Genomic DNA, 19,699 nt, shown 5'->3' with positions numbered 1-19,699 from the left:
GCTTATTCCTTAGCAGCCCCTGCCATCAATCCGCTCATCAACATACGCTGTAGAGCCGTAAACATCACCAACACCGGCAGAACAGACAGAACGGACATCGACAACAGTCGCGGCCAGTTGATGCCGTACTTGCCGACGCTATTGGCCAGCGCCAGCTGTACGGTCCATTTATCCTGGTCGGTGATGATCAGGAACGGCCAAAGATAGTCATTCCAGCGCCAGACAAGATTGAACGCCAGGAGCGTGCCGATGGCAGGCAGCGCCAATGGTACGATGATCCGCAGAAGAATCCGCCATTCCGGCGTCCCGTCAATGCGGGCCGCTTCAAGCAGGCTATCGGGAATATTCGTAATGTACTGGCGCATCAGGAAAACCCCGGTTGGCGTTGCCGCCGGCGCAATGATCAGCCCGGCGAGCGTATCGAGCAGCCCGAGGTCGCGAAGGACGAGAAACACCGGGATCATAACGATTTGCAGCGGCACCATCAGCGACGACATGATCAGCAGGAAGACCAGCGTGTCGCCCTTGAACTTGAACTTCGCCAGGGCATAACCGGCCATGACGCTGATCGTGACCGAAAGCATGGCCGAAAGAACCGAGACGATAGCGGAATTCTGGAAGAACAGAAGGAACTTAGCCCGCGATACCGTGTCGATGAAGTTCTGCAACGTCGGCCGTTCCGGCACGAATGTCGGAGGCCATTGGAAAATCTCCTGCTGCGACTTCAGCGAAGACAGAAACAGCCAGACCGGCGGCATCAGGAAGACGAAGAGGGTCAGGGCGACGAAAGCGAGCCGCCACGGAGTATAGACGCGCGTCATTTTTCGCCTCTCGATACGCGGAGCTGGAAGACGGTAAGAAGCAGCAGGATAACAAAGAGGACCATGGACTGCGCAGCCGCAACGCCAGCTTGCATCGGCTTTTGAAAGGCCGTGTCATAGATCGTCTGGATCAGGTAGACCGTGGCTTTCCCCGGCCCACCACCCGTCAACGACACCACGAGTTCGTAAACTTTGAAGGCCTCGATGGATGAAAGCACCAGCACGACGGCCATCGTGGGCTTCAGCAAAGGTAAGGTAATGTGCGTAAACTGCCGCCACTTTGTCGTGCGGTCGATCGACGCTGCTTCGTAGTAGTCGGGGGAGATCGCCGTCAAGCCTGCAATGAAGATCATCATATTGAAACCGGCCTGCGCCCAGATCCACGCAATCACGACGGCGATCTGGGCCATCGTATCCTGTTCGAGCCAGGCGACCGGTGCGATGTGCATCAGCGACAGCAGGTAGTTGACTAGGCCGTTGTTCAACCCGAACAGCCAGCGCCAGGCAACGCCGATAATCAGGAGGCTGATCATCGAGGGGAAGAAAACGATCGTGCGGACAAACGCGAAGAATTTCGTCTGCGGTGAAAGCAGCAAGGCGAGCGCCAGCGAAACCGCAATGTTAAGCGGAACCGCCACGACGACGAAGACGACAGTCTTGACCAACGAGGTGCGAAAATCCGCATCTTGGATCAAGCCGGTGAAATTCTGGAATCCGACATATTGAGGCCACGTGTTCGGCATCTGGTCAAGCACGACCACGCCGCGACGGAAGAACGCCATCAGCAGCCCCTGTGCCAGAGGATAGAGCGTGAAGGCCACCAGCAGCGCGACGGTCGGAACCATAAGCAAGTATGGCCATGCAGCCAGTCCAAGGGAGCGACCTAACCCTCGCGATGCCGGGCGTTTGCCCGGCATCGTTTGCTCATTTACGATCAGCGTGCTCGTCACTTGCTGGCCTCGACTGCATCGTCTGCCGCTTTCTTGATCTGGGCAATCGCTTCCGCCGACGATATCTGTCCGGCGACGGTCTGCGTGACCGCTGTTTTGACCGTACCCCAGACGGACTGCATCTGCGGCCATGCCTGGTCTGTTGCAGCATAGGCGGGGCTGACGTTCAGCTCATTCTGCATGCTTTTGACGGCGTCCGTTGCTGCCGGATTGCCGTATTCGATCGCCGGCGTCTTCAGGTTCGCCGGAATCATGCCGAAGGTCTTGGCATACTGCGCCTGGATTTCCGGAGAGGTGACCCATTTGATGAAGGCGACGGCTTCAGGCAGGTGCTGGCTGGTGTTGAAGGCAACGAGATAGTCGCCGCCATAGATCGACGAGGCAACGGTGCCGCGCGGCGTCGGCCCGGCCTGCCAGGCAAAACCGGCATTCTTTGCAAGGCCGGCAATCTGCCAGCTGCCCGACATGTAGGCCACCGCCTGGCCGGCCGCGAACAATTCCTTCGGATTGTCCGAGCTTGCGCCGGTCCAAAGACCGGGTGGCATCGAGGATTTCGAGAGATCGACGAATTTGTCGAGTGTCTTGGTCCAGGCGGCCTCGTCCATAACGACCTTCACCGGCTCCTGCTCGGAGAAGATGTGGTTGCCGTACTGATATTCGTGAACGATCCAGCGGCTGGCCGAAACGTCCCAGACAAGCGGATAACGGGTGCCGGATTTCTCGGCCACTTCCTTGATCTTGGGCAGGAACTCCTCCCAAGTCCAGCCGGTCGCCGGATCTGGGATCGCGACGCCTGCCTTCTTGAAAGCATCAACGTTGAGGAAGATGCCGGTCGACGTCACCTGAAGCGGCGCGGCAATGACCTTGTCGCCCAGCTTCGCGCCGTCGGCCCAACCCTTGACGAAGTCCTTGATCCAGTCAGGCCCGATCTCCTTGTTCAGATCGGCAAGGAAGGGACGGATGACCGGCTCCATCGAGGAGGTAAGTGAAAGGTCCGGCATCATGCCGGAAGCGGCAAACTGCTGGAATTTCTGGATCATGCCGTCATAGGGCGTAATCTGCAGGTCGAAAGTCGTCTCGGGATGCGATTGCGTATACTGCTCGAGCAGTGCGCGCACATTGGCTTCCTGCTCGTCGCCATCGACATACCAGACCATTTTCAGCTCGGAAGCCATCGCGCTCGTGAGCATAAAGCCGGTCGCAGCGGCTGCCATTACAATTGTCTTGAGCGGTTTCATGGGTTCCCCTTCTTGGCTCATATCGTTCGGCTGACATTTGTTCGTAAGCATGACGAATTAAATACGAGTTTTCGGCGCTGTCAATACATCGAATCCGGCGATCGTGAAGCTCTTGAGGGAAATCGCCGTGGCAACCCGAGCGGTCGCCTAGAAAATGACGCGTTTGTCGTCCTCCGCACCGAGAGGAATCAGCAGCAAATCATGCTTCGAAGCGACGAGGCTCCTGGCGGTAGATTCGTCGCTGTCTGAGGTCAGACCGCGTCTGGCTGGCGGCGATAATTACGGAAAGGCCGCCGGATAGCTCCGGCGGCCTCGTCATTTCATGCTCCTGCAAAATTTAAAGTGTTACCGAGTCTTGTGCGTATCTGAAAAGACGCGGCGCTGTAGCATCGTCAGGCGGCCGAGCGGACCATCGGGTTCGTCACACGGGCGGATGCGGCCAGCCTCACCGGCAGTTTGCGCATCATTTCCTCGGCAAAACAGGTGGCGTTTTCACGGGCCTTGTCGAGGTTGCTGACACGCGTGGGATCAATCGTGTGCAGCGTGCCGCCACAATCGAAGATGTCGCGGAAGGCGGAGCGTTCGATGATAGCCGTATCGAGTACCGGCACATGCCGCTCGCTGAGCAGCGACTTGACGACTTGCAGAGCCCGCGTCGTCACCATCGAGTTGACTCGGGTGAGCACCACCGAATGGCCGATCTTGATGCCGGCCTTCTCATCCAGATACTGCAACAGTTCGAGCACCTGCGCGCCACCGCGCGCATCCATCGCACAGCCCTGGATCGGGATCAGCACATGGTCGGAAAGGCCGACGGCGGTGGCAAGCAGCGGATTGCGCGCACCCGGCAGGTCGACGATGAAATAGTCGGTATTGTGCTTGTTCTCGCTGATATGCTGCGGCAGCGAGGCGGTTGTCACGAAATCGATCACCGAAAGATTGGCCACATGACCAGAGATCTCGTGCCAGCGCGAAATCCAGTGCTGCGGATCGGCGTCGAGAATGGTGACGCGATAGCCTTTGCGGGCAAGCTCGGTCGCGAGCAGCAGAACAGCGGTTGTTTTGCCGGCGCCGCCCTTGGTATTTGCGAATGTGATGACAGGCATTTTCGGTCCTCGGAAGGCTATGGTGCGAGCCGGAATCGCTCTTTTACGCACCATCGGAGCATCGTGCGGTTAATCCATCCTTTCTAATCATGGTTAACAAATTCGAAACACGGGCGGCGAAATTGCAGCCGGTATTTTTCACATCCCTAAAACTTGGGATGCCGCGGCAACGAAAAAAGCCCGGAAAACCGAGGTTTTCCAGGCCGGTCTGTAGGTCCGCTCTTATGTTGTCAGAAGCAATCCCTGAAAAGAGCCTTGGTATTTTCGAGTGTCATTGCAACCGGGTTACCGCCGGCGCTCGGATCTTCGATCGCCATGGCCGACAATTCGTCGATGCGGTCGGCGGCGATTCCCATCGCCGACAGCGTCTCCGGCACGCCGAGTTCGGAGCGAAGCTTCAGCACATAATCGTAGAACCCGTCGAAACCGCCCGAAATGCCGAGATAGGCCGCGGCACGGCCGATCTTCTCCTCGATCGCCTTACGATTAAAGCGCAGCACCGCCGGCATCACCACCGCGTTGGTCATGCCGTGATGGGTGTTGTAGACGGCGCCGATTGGGTGCGACAGCGCGTGAATGGCGCCGAGCCCCTTCTGGAAGGCGACCGCGCCCATGGCGGCGGCGGCCATCATGTTGGCGCGGGCTTCCAAATCCGTGCCTTCCCTATAGGCGCGCGGCAGGAATTCCTTGACGAGCCGCATGCCTTCCAGCGCGATGCCGGCTGACATCGGGTGATAGAAGGGCGAGGAATAGGCCTCCAGGCAATGGGCGAAAGCATCCATGCCGGTGCCGGCCGTGATGATCTTCGGCATGCCGACCGTCAGTTCAGGATCTGAAATGACGACACCAGGCAGGAACTTCGGATGGAAGATGATCTTCTTCACATGCGTTTCGGAATTGGTGATGACGCTGGCGCGCCCAACTTCCGAACCGGTGCCTGCCGTTGTCGGTACAGCGACGATCGGGGCGATGCCCTCGAGGCTCGCACGCATCCACCAGTCGCCGATATCTTCGAAGTCCCAGACCGGCCGCGTCTGGCCGGCCATGAAGGCGACGCACTTGCCGAGATCGAGGCCGGAACCGCCGCCGAAGGCGACAACGCCGTCATGGCCGCCGTCCTTGAAAGCCCTGACGCCGGCGTCGAGGTTCTTTTCGTTCGGGTTCGGATCGACATCGGCAAAGATCGCCCGGCCGAGACCGGCATCTTCGAGAATATCGAGCGCAGTCTTGGTGATCGCCATCGAGGCAAGGCCACGGTCGGTGACGAGCAGCGGCTTCTTGATGCCGAGGCTCTTGCAGGCGCCGGCCAGTTCCGTGATGCGGCCCCGGCCAAGCTTGACCGATGTCGGATAGCTCCAGTTTGCGGTGATGTTGCTGCTGCTCATGCTGTGACTTTCTTCAGATGGAAGGATTTCGGACGCGTCAGATTGTGGAAGCCGATGATCGACAGCGAGCCGCCGCGGCCAGTCTCCTTGACGCCGGTCCAGCAAAGCGCCGGGTCGAGATAATCAGCGCGGTTCATGAAAACGGTGCCGGTTTCGATCTCGCGGCCGAGCCGCCCTGCCCGCTCGACATCTTTGGTCCAGAGCGAGGCCGTCAGCCCGTACTGGCTGTCGTTCATCAAAGCGAGTGCCTCCTCGTCGCTCTTCACTTTCATGATGCCGACCGCCGGACCGAAAGTCTCTTCGCGCATGAAGGCCATGGAGTGGTCGACATCGACGAGGACCTGCGGTGCAAGATAGGCGCCGCCGTCATCCTGGGGGAAAAGCTTGGGATCGACAAGCGCTTTGGCGCCCTTGGAAACCGCATCGGCGATCTGCTCGCGCACCACCTTGGCGAAGCGCTTATGTGCCATCGGCCCGAGCGACGTCTCGGGATCGAGCGGATTGCCGAGCTTGTAGTTCGACACCCAGGCAACCGACTTCTCGACAAAGGCGTCATAGAGCGATTCATGTACATAGATGCGCTCGATACCGCAGCAGCACTGGCCGGAATTGTAGGTCGCGCCGTCCATCAGGGTGTCGACGGCCGCCTCAAGATCGGCGTCCTCCATGACATAACCCGGATCCTTGCCGCCGAGTTCGAGGCCAAGGCCGGTGAAGGTGCCGGCAGCCGCCCGTTCCATCGACCGCCCGCCTTCGACCGATCCGGTGAAGTTGACGAAATTGAAGCTGCCGGCGGCAATCAGCGCCGAAGTCGTTTCATGATCGAGGAAGACGTTCTGGAACACATCCTCGGGAACGCCGGCCTCGATGAAGGCTTGCACCAGCCGCTCACCGACCAGCAGTGTCTGCGAGGCATGTTTCAGCACCACGGTATTGCCGGCCATCAGCGCCGGCGCAATCGTATTGATCGCCGTCATATACGGATAGTTCCACGGCGCGACGACGAAGAGGACGCCATGCGCCTCGCGCTCGATGCGGCGCTCGAAACGTTCGCTCTCCTCGACGACGAGAGGCGCCAGCGCATCCGCCGCTATCGAAGCGACATAGTTGGAGCGCTCGTTGAAGCCCTTGTATTCGCCGCCATACTTGACCGGCCGGCCCATCTGCCAGGCAAGCTCCGGCACGACGAGATCGGACATCTCGTTCAGCCGCGCAGCACCCTTCAGCACCAACTGCACACGCTCTTCGAGCGGCCGTTTCGCCCAGGCTTTCTGCGCCTTGCGGGCGCGCGCCACCACATCCCTGGCGGCGTCGAGCGAAAGCGTCGGGCGCTCGGCATAGACCGACCCGTCAACCGGTGAAATGCATTGGATCATTGCCATGATCTGTTCCTATCCTCGCATTCTTCAAAATTTGAGTGAGGCCGTAGCCCCTCATCCGCCTGCCGGCACCTTCTCCGCGCCTGCGGCGCGAAGGGGATATGCCGCACCGCCTTCCTTAACCTCGAACGCTGCTTTGGGCACGTCCCCTCTCCCCGCGCGCGGGGAGAGGGTTAGGGTGAGGGGCAACCCGCAAAATGCCTCTTAAGCTCTTTCGAAACCGCGCGCTACTTCCCAGTCGGTGATGCGACGGTCGTATTCTTCCTGCTCCCATTCGGCAGCGCGGGTGTAGTGGTCGATCACATCGTCGCCGAAGGCTTTGCGCAGCATTGCCGATTCCGTCATTTCAGTCGTCGCCGCGCGCAGCGTGCGCGGGATTTCGCGAACGCCCTTGCCGCCGTAGGCGTCGCCGACGAAGGGGGCTTCGAGTTCGAGCTTGTTTTCGATCCCGTCAATGCCGGCGGCGAGCAGCGCGGCGAAGGCGAGATACGGATTGAGATCGGAGCCGCCGACGCGGCACTCGATACGAATTCCCTTGGTCTCCTCGCCGCAGAGCCGATAGCCGGCGGTGCGGTTGTCCTTGCTCCAAATCGCCTTGGTCGGCGCAAAGGTGCCAGCCATGAAGCGTTTGTAGGAATTGATGTAAGGCGCCAGGAAATAGGTGATCTCGCTCGCATGGGCGAGAAGCCCGGCGACGTAATTGTGCATCAGCGGCGACATGCCGTATTTGCCCGTATGGTCGAAAAACAGCGGCTTTTCCTCCAGGCTCCAAAGCGACTGATGGATATGCGAGGAACTGCCGGCGGCATTGTAATTCCACTTGGCGAGGAATGTGATGGCCTTGCCCTTCGACCAGGCGATCTCCTTGCAGCCGTTTTTGATGATCGCGTGCCGGTCGGCCATGGCGAGCGCATCAGCGTAGCGCACGTTGATCTCCTCCTGGCCGGCGGACGCCTCGCCCTTCGAGTTCTCGACCGGAATGCCGGCGCCCTGCAGCCCGGTGCGGATCGCCCGCATCACCTCTTCCTCCTTGGTGGTCTGGAAGATGTGGTAGTCCTCGTTGTAGGCGCTGGCGAGCTTGAGATTGCGGTAGCCGGAAGCCTGCGCCGCCTCGTAGCTCTGGTCGAACAGAAAGAATTCGAGCTCGGAGGCCATATAGGCCTTCATGCCCATATCCTCGAGCCGCTTCACCTGCTTCTTCAGGATCGCACGCGGCGAGTGGGCGACCTCCTCATGCGTGTGATGATCGAGCACGTCGCAGAGCACCAGCGCGGTGCCTTCGAGCCAGGGAATACGACGCAGCGTCGCCAGATCCGGCTTCATCGTGTAGTCGCCGTAGCCCTTCTCCCAGCTCGTCGCCTTGTAGCCGGAGACAGTCTCCATCTCCATATCGGTGGCGATCAGATAGTTGCAGCTATGCGTTTCCTTCCAAGCGCTCTCGACGAAATATTCCGCCTGGAAACGCTTGCCCATCAGCCGGCCTTGCATATCCACCTGGCAGGCCAGAACCGTGTCGATGCGCCCTTCGGCAACATCCTTCCTGAGATCGTCGATTGTGTAGCTGCTCATGATTGATCCGCCTGAAATAGGGATTGATAAAATCGGGGCAACGAAATCGCATACGCCCGGCCTGGTATCACGGCCCGATGCCTTTTCGTTGAACCGGTGATGGGGCCGCAGGATGCGGCCCCGCCATTTGAGAGGGAAGCCTCGATGTTCAGCCTTCGCCGCTTTCGCCGACGGCCGCTTCAGCCGCCGCAATTTCGGCCTGGCGTTTCGCCACGTCGGCGCCGATCGGCGGCCCCTTGAAGCGGCGGCTCTCGAAGCCGAACCAGACGATACCGGTGACCACGAGGAAACCGACGGTGATATAGAGCGCCCATTCGTTCGGCGGCTGGATGCCGAGAATGAAGATTAGGATCATCGCGATGATCGAGAGCACCGCAAAGAGCTTGAAGACGGCTTCGCCGAGATTCCATGGGCCCATCTTGTCCCACTTCGATGTGCCCCAGGCGAAGAGGCCGAGCGTGATCGGGATCGCGAATGAGAAAAACAGGAAGATTACGGTGCACGAGACGACGATCGTGTAGACCGGCGTGTCGCCGATCGTAACCAGCGAGGAACCCCAGACGAATAGCACGGACAGGATCGAGCCGGTCCAGATCGCGGCCACAGGCGTGCGATACTGCGGGCTGACCTTCGACAGCGCCTTGGACGCCGGCAGGCCGCCGTCACGCGAGAAGGCGAAGATCATGCGGGAGACCGAAGTGACGGTCGCAAGGCCGCACAGCCACTGGCTGACGAGGATCGCAAGGTAGAGGATGTCCTTCACGGCCGCATTGACCTGCGAGTCCATCGCCCAGAAGAACACGTTCCAGCCCTGCTTTGCAGCATCGTCCATGTTTGGCAGCATGAGCACGAAGGAGCACAGCATGATGTAGCCGAAGAGTGCCGACCAGAGCACGGAGGAAACCATGCCGCGCGGAACGGAGTGGGCCGCCTTGACGGTTTCTTCCGACGTATGGGCCGAAGCGTCGTAGCCGGTGATGGTATAGATCGGCAGCAGCAGGCCGAGAAGGAAAACCCAGCTGCCCGACGTCGTCGGCCAGACATTACCGCCCGCTTCGCCGGAATAGTTGGCGAAGGTGAAGAGCCGGCCGAATTCATAGGACGGGGCCGACAACAGGCACACCGCCGCAAGCGCGATGGCGGTTGCGAAAATCAGGTAACCCGAGAAGTCCGTCAGCTTTGCGGTCAGCCCGATTCCCATATGGTTCACCAGTGCCTGCGCGCCGGTGATGATGACCAGGAAGACGATCCGCACCGTGATGGTGTCCGTCAGGCCGAGGTAGCCCGTGCCGAACGTGCCCATGAAGAAATAATAGGTGCCCACGTTGATGGCGCCGAGCACGGTGACCAGACCGAGCAGGTTGAACCATGCGGTCAGCCAGCCGGTGAAGCGGTTGCCGAGGATCGAGCCCCAGTGATAGAGGCCGCCGGCAGTCGGGTAGGCGGAGCTGATCTGCGCCATGGCGACGGCAAACACGAGCGAGATGAAGCAGCCGAGTGGCCAGCCGATGCCGATTGCCGCCCCGCCGGCGCCTGAGGTCGCTTGCGCCAGCGAATTGATGCCGCCGGAAAGGATGCAAATAATGGAGAATGAGACGGCGAAATTCGAGAATGAACTCATTCGCCGTTCGAGTTCCTGGGCATAGCCCATGGAATGCAGGATGTGCACATCCTGCTTCTTGTCCAGTTCGGTATAGTCCGACATGACTTCCCCCTGTTCACGACCGGCCGCGGGATTGCGGACCGATTCAGTGCCAATTGTCCGTGGCATTTTCGCCATGCGGACGTCCGCAGATAAACTGCTCCCTCGGGTTCTTCTTTTTATCAGGCGTCCAGGCTTTCCTGGAGCAGCCCTTTTAGATAGTCAGCCATGACCCCTTGGCCGCTATCGTCTGCGATGAGGTCGTTGCGGACCTCGATCATCACATTGCGCAAGCCGTTCGAAAGCCCGTGCAGGATCAGCGTGTGGGTCACGCCGTCCTCGGGTCCGTAGGGCTCGTTGCGTTCCGTCCTGTAAAGCGGCGCCTTGGCAGCGGCCTCCAGCATGCGATCGGCGAGCCGGCTGTCCTCATCGTGCAATATGCCGAGTTCGACGGCGCGTTCGCGGCCATGATAGACCGGCGTGAAGCTGTGCATCGTCACGATGATGCTGTCCTGACCCCTCGCCCGGCGATCGCGGATCAGCCCGCGAATGGCGTCATGGAAAGGTACATAGAGCGCATCGGTGCGCGCAAGCCGTTCTTCAGGGCTCAAATCCTTGTTGCCGGGAATGGCATAAATTTCGCTGGTCTCCGGCATGGCGCCGGGTGAACTGGGCGGCCGGTTGCAGTCGTAGATAAGCCGTGAAAACCGCTGGTAAGCGAGCGTCGCGTCAAGCGCTTCCGATAGGATGCGCGCGACCGCCAGCGCGCCCGGGTCCCAGGCGATGTGGCTGGAGAGCGCTTCGCTGGGCAGGCCGAGATCACCGAAAACGGCTGGGAGCGCATTCGAAGCGTGCTCGCAGATTAGAAGCACCGGGCTCCGGCCGTGAATGCGTTCGATCCCGACGCAGTCGCCGTCCGCTTCGCTGAGGATTTTCGGCCGGGCCAGCACCAAAGGCGCCACTCCTTATCCCTTAACAAATTCTTGATGAAGAAAAGAATTCTTCAGGTTTCGGTCAGTGTCAAGCATGGACTGAAAATTTCTTTTCATGACAGTGGTTGACATGGATTGTGACAGCGTTGTTAACTTTGAGTGGGAAAGTGGCGCCAGACCATCCCGGGGAGCATATTAAGTGACAGTTGCGTCGAAAACGGTTTCGGACGTCATACACTCGCATTTGGGGGTGTTGACTCGTGCCGAGAAGCAGCTGGCAGAAAGCCTGCTGGACAATTATCCGGTCTCCGGCCTCGGCAGCATCACCACGATAGCCGAAAACGCCGGCGTCTCGACGCCGACCGTCGTACGCATGGTGCAGAAGCTCGGCTTCAAGGGTTATCCGGACTTTCAGGCGCATTTGCATCAGGAAGTCGAGGCGACGATCTCGAACCCGATCGCCAAGCACGACCGCTGGGCGCAGAACGCGCCGGGCACCCATATTCTCAACCGTTTCGCCGATGCCATCATGGGCAATCTGCGCCAGACGCTGACCGATCTCGACACCGCGACTTTCGACAGCGTCGCCGCGCTGCTCTCCGACCGCAAACGCGGCCTTTATTTCGTCGGCGGCCGCATCACCGGCGCGCTTGCCGAATATTTCTTCACCCATATGCAGGTGATCCGGCCGGCAACGACACTACTATCGTCGAATTCCAGCAGTTGGCCGCAATATGTCCTCAACATGAATGCCGGCGACATCCTGATCATCTTCGACATCCGCCGCTACGAGCAGGAGATGGTGAGCCTTGCGACTGCCGCCCGCAAGCGCGGCGCCGAAATCATCGTCTTCACCGACCAATGGGGTTCGCCGGCCGCCAAGCTCGCCAGGCATGCCTTCCGCGTCCGGATCGAGGCGCCGTCGGCCTGGGATTCCTCCGTCGTCACCCTTTTCATCGTCGAAGCGCTGATCGAGGCCGTTCAGAATTCGACCTGGGACGAGACGAAAGAGCGCATGAAGACACTGGAAGGCCTGTTCGAGCAGACCAGGCTTTTCCGTAAACCGGGTTAGGAGGACAAGACTAAAACAGAAGAAAAACAATGACGGATTTTTCGCAGAACCAGACGGCGTTGTCGCAAATAAAGCATTTGTTGCAACCCCCGCTATTCACAGCAGAATTAACGTCACCGAACTGTCACACAAGCTTCATGTAATCTCATTAACAGCATCGCCAGACACTGAAAACCCGAAGGAGAACAACAGTGATCTCTAACATTTCTCGACTTCTGTCGCTTTCTACTGCGCTGATCGTGGCCTCGACCGCGATTGCCGCCGCCGAGCCGAGCGCTGAGCTTATCGCCGCCGCCAAAAAAGAAGGAAGCTTGACGACGATCGCTCTTCCGCACAGCTGGTGCGGCTATGGCGACGTCATTGCCGGCTTCAAGGCCAAGTACGGCATCGAGGTCAACGAACTGAACCCGGATGCAAGTTCGGGCGACGAAATCGAAGCCATCAAGGCCAACAAAGGCAACACCGGCCCGCAGGCTCCTGACGTCATCGACGTCGGCCTCTCTTTCGGCCCGTCTGCCAAGAAAGACGGCCTGATCCAGCCTTACAAAGTCTCCACCTGGGATTCCATTCCGGATACCGCCAAGGATGCTGAAGGTTACTGGTACGGCGACTATTACGGCGTTCTCGCGTTCCTGGTGAACAAAGATCTCGTCAAGGAATCGCCGGCCGACTGGGCCGACCTGAAGAAGAGCGACTATGCAAACAGCGTCGCCCTCGCAGGCGATCCGCGCAGCGCCAACCAGGCTGTCCAGGGCGTCTACGCCGCTGGTCTTTCCGCATCCGGCGGCGACGCGGCCAAGGCAGCCGAGGAAGGCCTGAAGTTCTTTGCCGAACTGAACAAGAGCGGCAATTTCGTGCCGGTCGTCGGCAAGGCTGCTCCCTTTGCGCAAGGCTCCACGCCGATCGTGATCGCCTGGGACTACAACGCCCTCTCGTGGGGCGAAGGCCTGAAGGGCAATCCTCCCTTCGAGGTCGTCGTTCCGAAGACCGGCGTCGTAGCCGGCGTCTACGTTCAGGCGATTTCCGCCTTCGCTCCGCACCCGAACGCTGCCAAGCTCTGGATGGAATATCTCTATTCCGACGAAGGTCAGCTCGGCTGGCTGAAGGGCTATTGCCACCCGATCCGCTTCAACGATCTTGCCAAGAACAACAAGATCCCGAAGGAACTGCTCGACAAGCTGCCGCCGGCAGCAGCCTATGAAAAGGCTGTCTTCCCGACGCTGGAAGAGCAGGCCGCTGGCAAGGAAACCATCACCAAGAACTGGGATTCCGTCGTCGGCGCCAACGTTCAGTAAAATTTAATCCTGCCTCCCCGCCCACCAAGGCGGGGAGGTCTTCTCACTCCGACGCCCCAGGATGAGCTTTTCCATGAGCACCGTTTCAACGCCGATGGCGAGCAGTGCCCCCTTGATCAATAAAGACCGCGTGATCGACTGGCTGGGCATCGCACCCTTCATTATTTTCTCTCTGCTATTCCTGATCATCCCCACGCTTTATCTCGTGGTGGGCGCGTTCCTCACGCCCGAGGGCGATTTCACGCTGAAGAATATCGGCGATCTTTTTACGCCATCGATCATGAGCGCTTACTGGATCAGTATCCGCGTCTCGGTCGCCTCCGCCCTCGGCGGAGCGTTGATCGGCTTTTTCCTTGCCTGGGCCGTCGTGCTCGGCGGCCTGCCCGCCTCCGTGCGCTCGACACTGCTGACCTTCTCCGGCGTCGCCTCGAATTTCGCCGGCGTGCCGCTGGCCTTCGCCTTCCTAGCAACGCTCGGTCGCACCGGGCTTGTGACGATCTTCCTGCGCGAATGGTTCGGCTTCAATCTCTACGGCACCGGCTTCAACCTGCTGTCCTTCTTCGGCCTCACCATCACCTATATGTATTTCCAGATACCGCTGATGGTGCTGATCCTGACGCCTGCCCTCGACGGCATGAAGAAGGAATGGCGCGAGGCATCGCAGATTCTCGGCGCCACCAACCGCCAATACTGGACGATGGTTGCGCTGCCGATCCTCTGGCCGAGCCTGCTCGGCACGACGCTGCTGCTCTTCGCCAATGCCTTTGGCGCCATCGCCACAGCCTTTGCGCTGACCGGCAGCTCGCTGAACATCGTGCCGATCCTGCTTTATGCGCAGATCCGCGGCGACGTTCTGCACAATGCCAACCTCGGTTACGCCATCGCGCTCGGCATGATCGTGATAACCGGCGTCTCCAACGTCCTTTACCTCCTGCTGCGCATGCGCGCCGAACGGTGGCAGAAATGAAAGCTCAACGTCTCGGAGCCTGGATCGCCATCATTCTCGGCGCGTCCTACTTTATCATCCCGCTGATCGGCACAATCGAGTTTTCGCTGCGCATGCGCCGCGGCGAATACAGCCTCGACGCCTATCAATCGGTCTTTTCGGACGCTCAGTTCCGCGAGACCTTCGGCTATTCCATGCTGATGGCGCTGCTGACCATCGTCTTCGGCATGCTGCTCGTCGTGCCAACGGCCTATTGGGTGCGGCTGCGGTTGCCGCAGATGCGCCCCGTCGTCGAATTCATCACGCTGCTGCCCCTTGTCATCCCGGCAATCGTCATCGTCTTCGGCTACCTCAGGATGTACAATTCGTCCTCCTACCTGCCGCTGACGGGCTCTACCACCGGGACCAATATCCTGCTGGTCTTCTCCTATATCACCCTGTCCCTGCCCTACATGTACCGCGCCGTCGATACCGCCATGCGCGCCATCGACGTCCGCACCCTGACGGAGGCAGCCGAAAGTCTCGGCGCCAGCTGGACGACCATCATGTTCAAGTGCATTTTCCCCAACGTCATGAGCGGCGTGCTCTCAGGCGCCTTTATCACGCTCGCGATCGTCATGGGTGAATTCACCTTCGCCGCACTGCTCAACCGTCCGGCCTTCGGTCCCTACCTGCAGCTCGTCGGCGCCAACAAGGCCTATGAGCCTTCGGCGCTCGCCGTCATCGCCTTCTCGATCACCTGGCTCAGCATGGGCCTGCTCAACCTCGTTTCCCGCGTCGGCAAAGCCCGCCCGGCAAAGGCTTAAGGTATCTGGTTCATGTCCTTTCTCACACTGACCAACATTCAGAAATCCTTCGGCCCGGTGCAGGTCGTCAAGAACTTCAACATGACGATCGAAAAAGGTGAGTTCATCTCCTTTCTCGGCCCGTCAGGCTGCGGAAAGACGACCGTCCTGCGCATGATCGCCGGCTTCGAAACGCCGACCGGCGGCACGCTGACCATCAATGGCAAGGATCAGAGCTCGCTGAAGCCGAACCAGCGTAATATCGGCATGGTCTTCCAGGCCTACGCGCTGTTCCCCAATATGACGGTGCACGACAATGTCGCCTTCGGCCTCAAGGTCGCCGGCGCGCCGAAGCCGGATATCGACGCCCGCGTCAAGGAAATGCTTGGCCTGATCAAACTCGATCATCTGGCCGATCGCTTCCCCTATCAACTATCGGGCGGCCAGCAGCAGCGTGTCGCCCTTGCCCGCGCGCTTGCCGTCAAGCCGCAGGTGCTGCTGCTCGACGAGCCGCTCTCCGCACTCGACGCCAAGATCCGCGTCTCGCTGCGCGAGGAAATCCGCCAGATCCAGCAGCAGCTCGGCATCACCACGGTCTTCGTCACCCATGATCAGGAAGAGGCCCTGTCGATCTCCGACCGCATTGTCGTCATGAATGCCGGCAAGGCCGACCAGATCGGCTCGCCCTTCGAGATCTACAACACGCCGGCCACGCGCTTCGTCGCCTCCTTCGTCGGCACCCTGAACCTGATTGAAGCCAAGGTCGTCGATCCCGACACCAACCGCATCCAGATCGGTGATCAGGGCATAACGCTGAAGCAGTCGGTCGCCGCTCACAAGGCTGGCGAAACCATCTCGCTGGCGCTGCGTCCGGAAGCGGGCTCGCTCTCCGACAGCGTCAAGAGCGACACGGCACTGACCGGTCAGGTCGTCTCGGCTCACTTCCTGGGGTCGGTCATCCGCACCCGCATGAATGTCGGAGGCAACGTCATCTCCTTCGACATGTTCAACAGCCCGGGCATCACCCCGCCGCAGGCTGGCGAAACCGTCACGCTGCGCTTCATGGCAGCCGACCTCCTCATCATCCGCGACTAATCAGCAAAGCGCGATCTCGCCCGGAAGGCGCCGCCGACGCGGCGCTTTTTTCATTTCAGGCCGGCCGACCTGTCAGCAAACGTGATGCAGCCATCACCGCAAAGCACTTGAACTCTCCGAGATCAGTGCCAGAAGTTGAGCAAACCAAATGAGCCGGCAAGCCCTCCGTCCGGCATTTTACGCGATAGGATATGTCAATGATTACCTGCCACCTGCGTTATGTGATCGATCCGTACAAGCTTGCCGAATTCGAAGAATATGCCCGGCTCTGGATTCCGATCGTCAACAGGATGGGCGGCACCCATCATGGTTATTTCCTGCCGTCCGAAGGCGCCAACAATATTGCCGTTGCCTTGTTTTCCTACCCGAGCCTGGCGGCTTATGAAGACTATCGCACGCGCATGGCAAGCGATCCGGAATGTCAGGCCGCCTTCGAACTCGACAAACGCAATCGCAGCATCATCAGCTATGAACGTAGCTTCATGCGGCCCGTGCTCGGCTGATAGAACTCGTACACACCGACTGGACATGAAAAAGCCCCGCACACCGGCGGGGCTTTTTGTTCTGTCATGCGCTCAGCGGATCGCCTGGTTATCTACATCGAAACGATGCACGTGCGCTTGGTCCGGGGTCGCGTAGACGATCTCGTCCGGCTCATACTGGTGCTCGCCGAAAAGACGTGCGGTCAGCAGGCCGCACTGGTCGGATTCCAGATAGATGATCGTGTCGGCGCCGAGATGCTCGACATGCACGACCTTCGCAGCCCAAGTCCCCTGTTCGCGCGACAACGTCAGGTGTTCGGGACGTACGCCGATCGTCTTGGCGCTGTGGTCGCCGACCTTCTCGGCCGCGATGAAATTCATCTGCGGCGAGCCGATGAAGCCGGCAACGAAGACATTGGCCGGTCGTTTGTAGAGTTCCATCGGCGAACCGATCTGCTCGATCGCGCCGGCATTCAGCACCACGATCTTGTCAGCAAGCGTCATCGCCTCGACCTGGTCGTGGGTGACATAGATCATCGTTGCCTTCAGGCTGCGGTGCAGCCGGGCGATTTCGAGGCGGGTCTGGACGCGCAACGCCGCGTCGAGGTTCGACAGCGGCTCGTCGAACAGGAAGAGCTCCGGTTCGCGCACGATGGCGCGGCCGATGGCGACTCGCTGGCGCTGGCCGCCGGAGAGCTCGGCCGGCCGCCGCGCCAGATAGGGTTCCAGCGAGAGCATGCCGGATGCCTTGCCGACACGCTTTTCGATCTCGTCCTTGGCGGTGCCGGCCTGCTTGAGACCGAGCCCCATATTGTCCTTGACCGTCAGATGCGGATAGAGCGCGTAGGACTGAAACACCATGGCGATGCCGCGCTTGGCTGGCGGCGTCAGCGTCTCATCGCGGCCATTGATGACGACGGCGCCGGACGTAACGTCTTCGAGGCCTGCAATGCTGCGCAGCAGCGTTGATTTCCCGCAGCCCGACGGCCCGACGAAGATGACGAATTCGCCGTCCTTGACCTCGAGGTCGATGCCTTTCAGCACCTCATGCGTGCCATAGGACTTGCGGATGGATTTGAGTTGAAGCGATCCCACGGGTCTTTCCTTATAATCTGACCGGCTGGCCGGTGCGCACGCTCTCGTCGGCGGCAAGGCAGATGCGCAGCGACGCCACCGCATCCGCCATATGGCGGTCGAGGTTGAGATCCTCGCGGATCGCCCTCAGCATGAAGGCCTGTTCCAGGTCGCAGAGCGCCTGATGACCGGGCTCGCCTGCCATAGTCATATCCTGGTCGGGCCGGATGAATTTGCCGTCCGGGCCCGTCTCGGCCGTGTGCAAGCGGATAACCGAGGTCTTGGTGTGCGTGTCGATATCATCGGACTTGGCGTTCGGATCCATGACGATCGACACCGCACCCTTCGGCGACATCACATCTTTCACGAAGAAGGCGGTTTCCGAAATCATCGGCCCCCAGCCCGCCTCGTACCAGCCCACGGAGCCATCCTCGAACAGCACCTGCAGGTGACCGTAATTATACATGTCGGCAGCGATCTCGTCGGACAAGCGCAGCCCCATGCCGCGCACCTCGACGGCTCTTGCGTCGGTGATCTGGCACATGACGTCTACATAATGCACGCCGCAATCAACGATCGGCGAGGTCGTGCGCATCAGCGACTTATGCGTCGCCCAGGTCGGGCCGCTCGACTGCTGGTTGAGGTTCATGCGGAAGACGTAAGGCGGGCCGAGCTTGCGCGCCTCTTCGATCAGCTTCATCCAGGAAGGGTGATGGCGAAGGATATAGCCGATCACCAGCTTGCGCCCCGCCTTCCTGGCCGCCGCGACGACGCGCTCTGCGTCGGCGACGGTGGTTGCCAGCGGCTTTTCCACGAAGACATCGCAGCCGGCCTCGAAGGCGGCGACGGCATAATCGGCATGGCTGTCGGAATAGGTGTTGATCGAGCAGAGGTCCGGCTTCAGCTCGGCGAGCGCCGTCGTGAAGTCGGGATGGATCGTGTAGCCCTGCAGCTCGGCCGCCAGCTCCGGCGTCGAGCGGTTGACGAGACCGACGATCTCGAAGCCGGGATTGTTGTGATAGGCGAGCGCATGGCTACGGCCCATATTGCCGAGGCCGGCAACGAGCACGCGGATCGGTTTTTCGGTCACTTGACGGCTCCTGACGTGATGCCGCGGATCAGCTGCCGCGAGAAGATGACGTAGAGGACGAGGATCGGCAGGATCGCCAGCGACAACGCCGCCAGCACCGCATTCCAGTTGGTGACGAACTGGCCGATGAAGATCTGCGAGCCGAGCGTCACCGTCTTGGTGGCCTCGGAGGGCGCCAGGATCAGCGGGAACCAGAGATCGTTCCAGATCGGGATCATGGTGAACACCGCGACCGTCGCCATGGCCGGGCGCACCAGCGGCAGCACCAGGCGGAAAAAGATCGCATATTCGGAAAGCCCATCGATGCGGCCGGCATTCTTCAGATCGTCCGAAACCGTGCGCATGAATTCCGACAGGATGAAGATCGCCAGCGGTATGCCCTGCGCGGTATAGACGAGGATCAGCGCCGTCAGCGTATTGACCAGGCCGGCCGCCACCATGCCCTGCAGGATCGCCACCGTGCCGAGACGGATCGGGATCATGATGCCGATCGCCATATAGAGCCCGAGCAGCATATTGCCGCGGAAACGGTATTCGGAAAGCGCAAAGGCGGCCATGGCGCCGAAGAGCAGCACCAGCAGGATCGAGACGATCGTGACGATGAAGCTGTTCTGGAAATAGGTGGCGAAATCGCCCTGCCCCAACACCGTCTGATAGCCGACGAGGCTGAAGGTCGATGGTGTCGGGATCATCAGCGGCTCGCGGAAGATCGAGGCGCGATCCTTGAACGAGTTGATGATGGTCAAAAACACTGGAAACAGCGCGACCAGCGTATAGGCGCTCAGCGCCAGGTGCACGAGGCCGGTGCGGATGGGAGATGTGCGTGCCTTGGACATGC

General features: G+C 60.2%; 18 protein-coding genes. 6 read left to right on the top strand and 12 right to left on the bottom strand.

The genetic code is table 11. The features are described 5' to 3' along the window. Nucleotides 1–2 precede the first annotated feature (2 nt). The 9 genes from G9X64_RS24820 to G9X64_RS24780 all read right to left on the bottom strand — a co-directional run bounded on the left by G9X64_RS24820 (nt 3) and on the right by G9X64_RS24780 (nt 11,043). On the bottom strand, nt 3–821 hold the full coding sequence (locus G9X64_RS24820; protein ID WP_168314058.1) for a carbohydrate ABC transporter permease: 819 nt from the start codon (nt 819–821) through the stop codon (nt 3–5). After that, nucleotides 818–1,771: a carbohydrate ABC transporter permease gene (locus G9X64_RS24815; protein WP_033180987.1), complete on the bottom strand. Its 954-nt coding sequence runs from the start codon at nt 1,769–1,771 to the stop codon at nt 818–820. The genes G9X64_RS24820 and G9X64_RS24815 overlap by 4 nt, the downstream gene beginning before the upstream one ends. Next, nucleotides 1,768–3,009, bottom strand: coding sequence for an ABC transporter substrate-binding protein (locus G9X64_RS24810; RefSeq protein ID WP_168309945.1), 1,242 nt, complete (start codon nt 3,007–3,009; stop codon nt 1,768–1,770). Before G9X64_RS24810 ends, G9X64_RS24815 begins: the two co-directional genes overlap by 4 nt. Nucleotides 3,010–3,401: 392 nt before the next feature. Beyond that, nucleotides 3,402–4,115 carry an AAA family ATPase gene (locus tag G9X64_RS24805; RefSeq protein ID WP_168309944.1) on the bottom strand — a complete coding sequence of 238 codons (714 nt, stop codon included), beginning with the start codon at nt 4,113–4,115 and terminating at the stop codon, nt 3,402–3,404. Between the two features lie 230 nt (nt 4,116–4,345). Further along, the gene (locus G9X64_RS24800) at nt 4,346–5,500 is read right to left on the bottom strand and encodes an iron-containing alcohol dehydrogenase (protein ID WP_168314060.1); all 1,155 of its coding nucleotides are present in this window, start codon (nt 5,498–5,500) and stop codon (nt 4,346–4,348) included. Further along, on the bottom strand, nt 5,497–6,882 hold the full coding sequence (locus G9X64_RS24795) for an aldehyde dehydrogenase family protein (RefSeq protein WP_168314061.1): 1,386 nt from the start codon (nt 6,880–6,882) through the stop codon (nt 5,497–5,499). Before G9X64_RS24795 ends, G9X64_RS24800 begins: the two co-directional genes overlap by 4 nt. A gap of 201 nt (nt 6,883–7,083) precedes the next feature. Next, a complete protein-coding gene (locus G9X64_RS24790) occupies nt 7,084–8,448 on the bottom strand; it encodes a glutamine synthetase family protein (RefSeq protein ID WP_168314062.1) in 1,365 nt (454 codons plus the stop codon). A gap of 148 nt (nt 8,449–8,596) precedes the next feature. Then, nucleotides 8,597–10,153 carry an amino acid permease gene (locus tag G9X64_RS24785; protein WP_171377561.1) on the bottom strand — a complete coding sequence of 519 codons (1,557 nt, stop codon included), beginning with the start codon at nt 10,151–10,153 and terminating at the stop codon, nt 8,597–8,599. 119 nt (nt 10,154–10,272) lie between these two features. After that, nucleotides 10,273–11,043: an N-formylglutamate amidohydrolase gene (locus G9X64_RS24780; protein WP_168310070.1), complete on the bottom strand. Its 771-nt coding sequence runs from the start codon at nt 11,041–11,043 to the stop codon at nt 10,273–10,275. A 178-nt stretch (nt 11,044–11,221) separates the two neighbouring features. Between G9X64_RS24780 and G9X64_RS24775 the strand changes: the two genes are divergently transcribed. The 6 genes from G9X64_RS24775 to G9X64_RS24750 all read left to right on the top strand — a co-directional run bounded on the left by G9X64_RS24775 (nt 11,222) and on the right by G9X64_RS24750 (nt 16,718). Continuing rightward, on the top strand, nt 11,222–12,094 hold the full coding sequence (locus tag G9X64_RS24775; RefSeq protein WP_017961343.1) for a MurR/RpiR family transcriptional regulator: 873 nt from the start codon (nt 11,222–11,224) through the stop codon (nt 12,092–12,094). Between the two features lie 191 nt (nt 12,095–12,285). Beyond that, nucleotides 12,286–13,389, top strand: a complete 1,104-nt coding sequence (locus G9X64_RS24770) for an ABC transporter substrate-binding protein (protein ID WP_168309939.1) — start codon at nt 12,286–12,288, stop codon at nt 13,387–13,389. A 73-nt stretch (nt 13,390–13,462) separates the two neighbouring features. After that, nucleotides 13,463–14,356 (top strand): ABC transporter permease, encoded by an 894-nt coding sequence (locus tag G9X64_RS24765; RefSeq protein ID WP_064652265.1) that lies wholly within the window; start codon nt 13,463–13,465, stop codon nt 14,354–14,356. After that, a complete protein-coding gene (locus G9X64_RS24760) occupies nt 14,353–15,141 on the top strand; it encodes an ABC transporter permease (protein WP_003541491.1) in 789 nt (262 codons plus the stop codon). The genes G9X64_RS24765 and G9X64_RS24760 overlap by 4 nt, the downstream gene beginning before the upstream one ends. A gap of 12 nt (nt 15,142–15,153) precedes the next feature. Beyond that, nucleotides 15,154–16,215 carry an ABC transporter ATP-binding protein gene (locus tag G9X64_RS24755; protein WP_168309938.1) on the top strand — a complete coding sequence of 354 codons (1,062 nt, stop codon included), beginning with the start codon at nt 15,154–15,156 and terminating at the stop codon, nt 16,213–16,215. A 197-nt stretch (nt 16,216–16,412) separates the two neighbouring features. Further along, nucleotides 16,413–16,718 (top strand): NIPSNAP family protein, encoded by a 306-nt coding sequence (locus G9X64_RS24750; RefSeq protein WP_171377560.1) that lies wholly within the window; start codon nt 16,413–16,415, stop codon nt 16,716–16,718. Between the two features lie 72 nt (nt 16,719–16,790). Here the strand turns inward: G9X64_RS24750 and G9X64_RS24745 are convergent, their stop codons facing one another. From G9X64_RS24745 to G9X64_RS24735, 3 genes are read right to left on the bottom strand one after another with little or no spacing between them, the layout of a single operon-like run. Then, nucleotides 16,791–17,792 (bottom strand): ABC transporter ATP-binding protein, encoded by a 1,002-nt coding sequence (locus G9X64_RS24745; protein ID WP_171377559.1) that lies wholly within the window; start codon nt 17,790–17,792, stop codon nt 16,791–16,793. A 10-nt stretch (nt 17,793–17,802) separates the two neighbouring features. Next, nucleotides 17,803–18,861 (bottom strand): Gfo/Idh/MocA family protein, encoded by a 1,059-nt coding sequence (locus G9X64_RS24740; protein WP_171377558.1) that lies wholly within the window; start codon nt 18,859–18,861, stop codon nt 17,803–17,805. Continuing rightward, nucleotides 18,858–19,697 carry a carbohydrate ABC transporter permease gene (locus tag G9X64_RS24735; RefSeq protein ID WP_138330479.1) on the bottom strand — a complete coding sequence of 280 codons (840 nt, stop codon included), beginning with the start codon at nt 19,695–19,697 and terminating at the stop codon, nt 18,858–18,860. The genes G9X64_RS24740 and G9X64_RS24735 overlap by 4 nt, the downstream gene beginning before the upstream one ends. Between the last annotated feature and the right edge of the window lie 2 nt (nt 19,698–19,699).

It is taken from the genome of Rhizobium sophorae (assembly GCF_013087515.1).
In the GTDB taxonomy this organism is placed as follows: Bacteria; Pseudomonadota; Alphaproteobacteria; order Rhizobiales; family Rhizobiaceae; genus Rhizobium; species Rhizobium sophorae.
This window is presented reverse-complemented; position numbering and strand designations above follow the sequence as displayed.